This window comes from Chromobacterium sinusclupearum (assembly GCF_002902845.1).
Lineage (GTDB): Bacteria > Pseudomonadota > Gammaproteobacteria > Burkholderiales > Chromobacteriaceae > Chromobacterium > Chromobacterium sinusclupearum.
Genome location: NZ_PPTF01000056.1, coordinates 4,238 through 12,384 on the forward strand (window position 1 = coordinate 4,238; position 8,147 = coordinate 12,384).

Sequence of the window (8,147 nt, forward strand, 5' to 3'; positions counted from 1 at the left end):
TCTAGGGGAAGGTGAGTTGGTGTCTAACAAGGGTTGGCTACGCAATGCCAAGGTGGCTTCCGCCATCGGATTCTTGATCCTGATCGCGCTGATCTGGTGGGTCGGCCCCTGGCTGGGGCTGCAGTCGCTGGAAACCAGGCTGGGCTGGATCATCGTGGTGATGGTCGTGTGGGTGCTGGCCTTGCTGATCGGCCAGGCGCTGACCAAGCGCGCCGGCGGCATGCTGGAAGGCATGCTGCGCCGCCAGGCGGACGACGCGGTGATCAATGCCAGCGCCGACAAGCGCGCCGAAGTGACGCTGCTGCGCCAGCGTTTGCTGGGCGCGATCGATACGCTGAAAAAATCCAATATCGGCAGCGCCCGCGGCAGCGCGGCGCTGTATGAGCTGCCGTGGTACATGATCATCGGCCATCCGGCGGCCGGCAAAAGTTCGGCCATCCTGCAGTCCGGCCTGAGCTTCCCGTTCAGCGACAAAAGCGGCATCCAGGGCATAGGCGGCACCCGCAACTGCGACTGGTTCTTCTCCACCGAGGGCGTGCTGCTGGATACCGCCGGCCGTTACGCCACGGAGAGCGAGGACCGCGGCGAGTGGCTGGCCTTCCTGAAGCTGCTGAAGAAATACCGCGCCAAGGCGCCGGTCAACGGCATCATGGTGGCGATCAGCCTGCCGGAGCTGGCGCAGCACAATAGCGAGGGCTTTGTGTTGTATGCGCGCCAGGTGCGCGAGCGCATCCATGAGGTGTGCAATACCTTCGGCCTGATGGTGCCGATTTATCTGGTGTTCACCAAGCTGGACCTGCTGGGCGGCTTTGCCCAGTTCTTCAGCGAGGCGGGCGAGGAAGAGCGCGCCCGCGTCTGGGGCGCCACGCTGTCCGCCGACCAGGGCACCGGCTTCGACGCCGCGGCCGTGGTGTCCAAGCAGTTCGAGCAGCTGTACCGCGGCTTGGTGCAGATGGGCGAGGAGAAGCTGGTGGCGGTGCGCGGCGACGAGGTGAGGTCCGCTCACTTCGCCTTCCCGATTGAATTCCACGGCCTGCAAGAGGCGGTAGTCAAGTTTGTCCGCGTGCTGTTCGAGGAAGACCCGTACCATTCCCGTCCGCTGCTGCGTGGCTTCTACTTCACCAGCGCCTTGCAGGAAGGCGTGCCGCGCATCGTGACCGCCGGCCGCGTGCAAGGGCAGTTCGATCTGTCGTCCTCCAGCCTGGACAAACATCAGGCCCCGGCTTCGTACAGCTACTTCCTGCGCGGCCTGTTCCGTGACGTGCTGTTCCCGGACCAGCACCTGATCTTCCAGCAAACCCGGCCCAGCGGCAGCCGCTGGCGCTTGGCCGGCATGGTGGCCGGCGTGCTGTCGCTGGCCGCGGTGGCCGGCTTGTGGACCTGGTCCTATATCGGCAACCAGCAGATGATCGCCCAGGTCAGCGCCGAGCGCGCGCAAGCGCAGAAACTGGCCGCCTCCGGCCAATTGTATGACCGTCTGAACGGCCTGCTGGTCCTGCAGCATCGCATCGAGGAGCTGCAAGCCTACCGCCGCAACGGCGAGCCGTGGCAGATCGGCCTGGGCCTGTACCAAGGCGCCGAGCTGGAGCGCAATCTGCGCAAGGCGTATTTCGCCGGCGTGAAAGACCTGATGTTGCAGCCGGTGCAGAAGAATCTGGAAACCACGCTGGCCGCACTGAAGCCGGGCGCCGTGCAAGCCGTGGCCGCGCCCAAGCCGGAACCGAAACCGGAGCCCAAGCCGGAGCCGGCGCTGAAACCGGTCAAACCCAAGTCCAAGGGCCACGGCCTGCCCAATATCAAGCTGAGTTGGCTGGACCTGCCGCAGCGCGCCACCGCCGGCAAGCTCGACGCCTCCGTGCCGGCCGCCGCGGGCAGCGCCGAGCAGCAAAAGAAGCCGCAGCTGGACGTGGCGTACAACGCGCTGAAAACGTATTTGATGCTGCATGAGCAGAAGCGCATGGAAGAAGCGCATCTGGCCGATCAGCTGCCGCGCTACTGGCGCCCGTGGCTGGAGAGCCAGCGCGGCGAATATCCGGTCAGCGAAGTGATGGGCCTGGCCGAGAAAGTGCTGGCGTTCTATGTCAGCCAGATCAAAGAGCCGGACCTGCCGCTGATCGACAACGATCCCAAAGTCGTGGCCGACGCCCGCGATGTGCTGCGGGGCTCGTTCAAGCAGCTGTCCGCTCAGGAGCGCGTGTTCAACGAGATCAAGGCGCGCGCCAATACCCGCTTCGCGCCGCTGACCGTGGCCCGCATCCTGGACAACCGCGACATGGACATCATGGCCAGCAGCCAGATGGTGGAGGGCGCTTACACCCGCGAGGCGTGGAACACCTACATCCGCAGCGCCATCGACGAGGCCAGCAAGGGCACGATACGCAGCGACGACTGGGTGCTGGCGTCCAGCACGCAGGACGACCTGGGCAAGGACGGCAACGTGGAGAAAAACCGCGCCGCGCTGGAAGCGCTGTATCGCGCCCAGTACATCGCGGCCTGGCACAAGTTCCTGCAGGGCGTGGTGGTGCGCGACATCACCAATCCGGCGCAATCGGCTTCGGCGATGACGCGCCTGGCCGACAAGCAGAATTCGCCGATCAAGCTGATTCTGGCCCGCGCCGCGCAGGAAGCCTCCTGGGACAACCCGTCCGAGCTGAACCGCTCGTTGGAAACCGCCAAGCGCTCCGTGCTGGAAAAGACCACGGAGTTCTTCAAGAGTGGTGACACCCCGGGCGAAGCCAAGAACGAAAAGCAGTACGGCGTGGTGGGCGCGCACTTTGCCGGCGTGGCTGCGCTGGTGAAGGGCGACAACGCTCCGATCAACGGTTACCTAGATCAGCTGGCCAAGCTGAAGGTGAAGATGGCGGCCATCGCCACGACCGACCAGCCCGGCCCGCAAGCCCGCACCGCGCTGCAGGCCACGCTGAACGGCTCCGGTTCCGAGCTGGGCGACACCCAGTCTTACGTCGACAACACCCTGTTGACCGGCGCCACTCCGGACACCATCGAGATGGTGCGGCCCATGCTGGTGCGTCCGCTGACGCAATCTTACGGCGCGCTGCTGGGGCCGGTGGCGCAGGACATCAACCAGGCCTGGGCCAACGAGGTGTTGCCGCAGTGGAAACAGCTGGCCAGCAAGTATCCGTTCAGCGACGCCAGCACCAGCGCCTCGGTGGCGGAGATCAACCGCTTCGTCAAAGCCAATGACGGCACGCTGGACAAGTTCATCAACAAATACCTGACCGGCCTGGTGCAGAAGCAGGGCGATACCCTGGTGCCGCGCGCCTGGGGCAGCCAGGGCGTGCGCTTCAGTCCGGAATTCCTCAACGGCGTCAGCCGCCTGATGGCCCTGGCCAACAGCCAGTTGCAGGACGGCGAGAACAGCCGCTTCGAACTGCAGCCGCTGCCGACGCCGGGCCTGTCCGAAATCGTGCTGAGCATAGATGGCCAGGAACTGCGCTACCGCAACGGCCCGCAGCCGTGGCAGCCGTTCAACTGGCCGGGCAGCGCCGGCGAGGGCGGCGCCCGCATCCAGGTGGTGAACTACGCCGGCGCCAGCACCGTGGTGGGCAACCAGCAGGGCCGCATGGGCCTGATGCGTCTGTTGTCCGGCGCCAAGGTCAACCAGGATGGCGCGGAAGGCACGGCGCAACTGACCTGGACCCTGCCCAAGGGCAGCGGCGCCGAAGGCCAGACCGTGCGCTTCAATTTCCGCATGCTGGGCGGCGTGAATCCGCTGCAGCTGAATCGGCTTTACAAACTGACGTTGCCTGAACGCGTGACGTTGTAAGGGAGAAGAACGGCATGGCGTTCAATTTCAAGCGCGCCCAGGAGGTGCCGCCGCAATTCTGCATCTTCGGCAAGCTGCCGCGGCGCGCCGATTTCGTCCGGGTCAACGCCACCCACCCGGCGGCGATGCAACTGGACCAGCTGCTGGCGCAGAGCCTGCAACGCATGGAAGCGGGCGAGGAAGCCGCGCGGCGCTATCTGGCGATGCCGCCCACATCGTTCGTCTTGAAGTCGCGTGACCAGCAATGGTTGTCGCTGGGCGTGATCCAGCCTAGCCGCGACGAGGGCGGCCGTCTGTATCCGCTGGTGGCGGCGTCCCTGGTGGCCATCGATGCGGCCTTGCCGCCGACCGCCATCCTGCTGCTGGCCAACGAGTTGTTCTTCACCGGGCTGAAGGAACAGCTGGCCAACGCCATCGACAACTCGGTGGAAATGCTGGCCTGCAAGCAGTTCCTGGAGGAGCAGCTGCGCTTCGGCGCTTCGTCGATGGCCGACATCGAGCTGTCGCAGCAGTTGCTGGAAAAGCACCTGGCGGTCACGCCGGCGTCTGCGCTGGCGCGCAGTCTCAGCGAGGCCGGCCGCTGCGATATGGAAACGGTGCTGCTGGCTTTTGTGTTCCACCACCGGCTGCTGAAGAAATTCCGCGACAGCCTGCCGGTGCAAGCCTACTTCCTGCCTCTGCCGGCGGTGGAAGGGGAAAACGTGCTGGCCGCCGTGACCTGGCTGGCGCTGTATCACGCCGCGACCGACGGCAACGGCGAGCTGGAGCAGTGTCTGATCCTGCGCCGTCCGGAAGGCCATGTGCTGGCGTTGCTGCCAGCCGGCCTGAACGAGCCCATCGCGGCGCAGTGCTGGGGAGCGGAGCTCGATCCCAAGCACGTGGTGGATGTGAACGACGCCAAGGCGCCGTGGCGCAGCCACCAGTCTTACGCGGAGGCGGCCTATGTGTTGGGCCGCCAGCTGAACGATCCCGGCCTCACGCTGGCGCAATTGCGCGGCGTGCTGGCCAGTCTGTCGCGCAACATCGCGTAGTTTTTTTGAACCTTTTTTGAACATTCTAGAGATGAGCCATGGGTAAAGAGAGCACTCAGAAAAAACTGTCGAGGGTCCGCCCGCCGCGCGTGCAGATCACCTATGACGTCGAGATCGGCGACGCGATCGAAACCAAGGAACTGCCCTTCGTACTGGGCGTGCTGGGCGACTATTCCGGCCACAGCAAGGACCCGCTGCCGAAGATGAAGGAACGCAAGTTCGTTCAGATCGACCGCGACAACTTCGACGAAGTGCTGAAGGGCATGGCCCCGCGTCTGGCGATGAAAGTCGACAACGCGCTGAAGGACGACGGCAGCCAGCTGGGCGTCGAGCTGAATTTCGAATCGCTGTCCGATTTCGAGCCGCAAAACGTGGTGCGCCAGATCGACCCGCTGAACCAGCTCTTGGAAGCGCGCAGCCGCCTGGCCGACCTGCGCAACAAGCTGTCCGGCAACGACAAGCTGGAAGAGCTGCTGGATGAAGTGGTGCGCGACACCGAGAAGCTGCGCCAGATCGGCCAGCAAGCCGGCAAGAAGGAAGGAGGCGAACAGTGAGCGCGGAACTGCAACAACAGGCGGCGCCCGCCGCCGCGGAGGCGACCAGCCTGCTCGACAGCATCATCGAGCAAAGCCGCATCGCCACCAACGAGAGCGAAAAGAGCCACACCCGCGATCTGATCGGCGAACTGGTAGACCAGGTGCTGCAAGGCAGCGTGACCGTGTCGCGCGACCTGTCCGCCAGCATCGACGCCCGCATCGCCGAGATCGACAAGCTGATCTCCGACCAGCTCAACAACGTGATGCACCACCCGGATTTCCAGAAGCTGGAAGCCTCCTGGCGCGGCCTGAACTACCTGATCATGCAGTCCGAAACCGGCACTATGATGAAGATCAAGGTGCTCAACGCGTCCAAGAAGGACCTGGTCAAGGACTTCAAGGCGGCGGCCGAGTTCGACCAGAGCGCGCTGTTCAAGAAAATCTACGAGGAAGAATACGGCACCTTTGGCGGCGCTCCGTACGGCGCGCTGGTGGGCGACTACGAATTCACCCGCCATCCGGAAGACTTCTACCTGCTGGAAGAGCTGTCGCATGTGGCGGCCTCCGCCCACGCGCCGCTGATCACGTCGGCCGATCCGGGCCTGTTTGGCCTGGAAACCTTCGCCGATATCGGCAAGCCGCGCGACCTGGCCAAGATTTTTGACACCGTTGAGTATGCCAAGTGGAAATCTTTCCGCGAATCGGAAGACTCCCGGTATGTCGGCATGGTGCTGCCGCACGTCCTGGGCCGCTTGCCGTACGGCCGCGACAACGTGCCGGTGGAGGAATTCGATTTTGAAGAAAACGTCGATGGCAGCAACCACGACAAATACTTGTGGACCAACGCGGCCTATGCCTACGCGGCTCGTCTGACCGACGCCTTCGCCCAGTACGGCTGGCTGGCGGCCATCCGCGGAGTGGAAGGCGGCGGCCTGGTGGAAGGCCTGCCGGCGCACACCTTCAAGACCGACGACGGCGAAGTGGCGCTGAAGTGCCCGACCGAAGTGGCCATCACCGATCGTACCGAGAAGCTGCTGTCCGACTTGGGCTTCATCTCGTTGGTGCACTGCAAGAACACCGACTACGCGGCGTTCTTCGGCGGCCAATCGACGCAGAAGGCCAAGACCTACAACACCGATTCGGCCAACGCCAACGCGCGTCTGTCCACGCAGCTGCCGTACATCTTCGCGGTTTCCCGCATCGCGCATTACATGAAGTCCATCATGCGCGACAAGATCGGCAGCTTCGCCTCGCGCCAGAACGTGCAGGACTACCTGAACACCTGGCTGTCGCAGTACGTGCTGCTGGACGACTCCGCCAGCCAGGAAGCCAAGGCCAAGTACCCGCTGCGCGAAGCGCGCGTGGACGTGGTGGAAGTGCCGGGCAAGCCGGGCGTCTACCGCGCCGCCGCCTTCCTGCGTCCGCACTTCCAACTGGACGAGTTGACCATTTCCTTGCGTCTGGTCGCCGAGTTGCCGCAACCGGCAGGCTAACGCATTGCTCGCTAGGGGGAGTGGGTTCCCCCGTTTTTTGAACCTTGTAAAGGAGAAGTACTAATGGCTTTTGATGCATTCCTGAAGATCGATGGTATTCCTGGTGAAAGCGGCGACGACAAGCACGTAGACTGGATCGAAATCCAGTCCTTCGCTCACAAGCTGGAACAGCCGGCTCAGGTTTCCGCCAGCACCGCCGGCGGCGCCACTGCCGAACGCGTGAACCACAGCGTGTACGAAATCACCCACTTCCTGGACAAGGCCAGCCCGAAGATCTACGAAGCGTGCTGCACTGGTAAGCACATCAAGGAGATCACCATCGAGCTGTGCCGCGCCGGTGGCGACAAGGAAAAGTACATGGAAATCAAGATGGAACAAGTCCTGATTTCCAAGGTTGAGCCGCAAGGCACCGCTACCGACACCGGCTTCCCGTCGGAAAAGGTGAGCTTCAGCTACGGCAAGATCAAGTGGACCTACACCCAGCAGAAGCGTGCTGACGGTAAGGGCGCTGGTAACGTCAGCGCCGGTTGGGACCTCACCGCGAACAAGACCATCGCCTAATTCCAGTAATGGAATGACAACCCGCCCGGGCCCGGGCGGGTTTTATGCCTCTACTCAGACCTGTGGGAATATTTGCTATGAAACGTTTGTTGACCGCCTTGTTTGTTTCCGCGTTGTGCGCCGCCTGCGCAACGCCCAAAAAAGCGGAACCGACCCCTAGCCAAGCTGCCCAGGCTGCTGCTGCCGCCAATGATCCCAAAGTGCAGATCGCCAAGCAGGCTGCGGTCAACTACGCCGCCGACGCTACCCTGATCCCGTTTGACAAAATGAGCGCCAAGCTGAGCCCGGTGGGTGAAGCCCAGCTGGATCTGCTGGTGGCCAAAGACCTGAAGAATGCCAAGTCCATTCTGGTGCGTGGCCACTGCTACCGCCGCGACATCGGCAACGCCAAGGCCGCCGCCCAGACCCGCGCCGTCAGCGTGCGCCAGTACCTGGTTGATGCCGGCGTGCCGCCCAGCAAGATCACGATGCGTTACGACACCGAGCGCTCGCTGCATGCCGTGCGCCTGGTTGTGAGCAACTGATTACGGATTCGCCATGAAGCTTCCCGCAGCCATCCGGCCCCGTCAGATGGGGCATGGCTGCAGGGGGGCCGGTTTTTGACTTGTTCCTGATGGATTCACTGTAAAGCCATGGACCTTAGCACCCTCCTTGCCAGCTTCGCCTCCGCCTTCACCCAGGACCGCCGCCAGCTGACGCTGTCCCTCGGCAACGGCAGCATCGCCGCCGAGCAGCTGCT

General features: G+C 63.6%; 6 protein-coding genes. All 6 read left to right on the forward strand.

All coding sequences use genetic code 11. From position 1 onward, the window contains the following. Window positions 1-19 precede the first annotated feature (19 nt). The 6 genes from tssM to C2134_RS11685 all read left to right on the forward strand — a co-directional run bounded on the left by tssM (window position 20) and on the right by C2134_RS11685 (window position 7,932). On the forward strand, window positions 20-3,787 hold the full coding sequence (tssM, locus tag C2134_RS11660) for a type VI secretion system membrane subunit TssM (RefSeq protein WP_103320236.1): 3,768 nt from the start codon (window positions 20-22) through the stop codon (window positions 3,785-3,787). A 14-nt stretch (window positions 3,788-3,801) separates the two neighbouring features. Further along, entirely contained in the window at window positions 3,802-4,818 is a 1,017-nt protein-coding gene (tagF, locus tag C2134_RS11665; RefSeq protein ID WP_103320226.1) for a type VI secretion system-associated protein TagF, read from the forward strand. 38 nt (window positions 4,819-4,856) lie between these two features. Next, window positions 4,857-5,372: a type VI secretion system contractile sheath small subunit gene (tssB, locus tag C2134_RS11670; protein ID WP_103320227.1), complete on the forward strand. Its 516-nt coding sequence runs from the start codon at window positions 4,857-4,859 to the stop codon at window positions 5,370-5,372. Continuing rightward, window positions 5,369-6,847, forward strand: coding sequence for a type VI secretion system contractile sheath large subunit (tssC, locus tag C2134_RS11675; protein WP_103320229.1), 1,479 nt, complete (start codon window positions 5,369-5,371; stop codon window positions 6,845-6,847). The genes tssB and tssC overlap by 4 nt, the downstream gene beginning before the upstream one ends. Window positions 6,848-6,910: 63 nt before the next feature. Beyond that, window positions 6,911-7,408, forward strand: a complete 498-nt coding sequence (locus tag C2134_RS11680; protein ID WP_103320231.1) for an Hcp family type VI secretion system effector — start codon at window positions 6,911-6,913, stop codon at window positions 7,406-7,408. A gap of 77 nt (window positions 7,409-7,485) precedes the next feature. Continuing rightward, the gene (locus C2134_RS11685) at window positions 7,486-7,932 is read left to right on the forward strand and encodes an OmpA family protein (protein WP_158248755.1); all 447 of its coding nucleotides are present in this window, start codon (window positions 7,486-7,488) and stop codon (window positions 7,930-7,932) included. Window positions 7,933-8,147 lie beyond the last annotated feature (215 nt).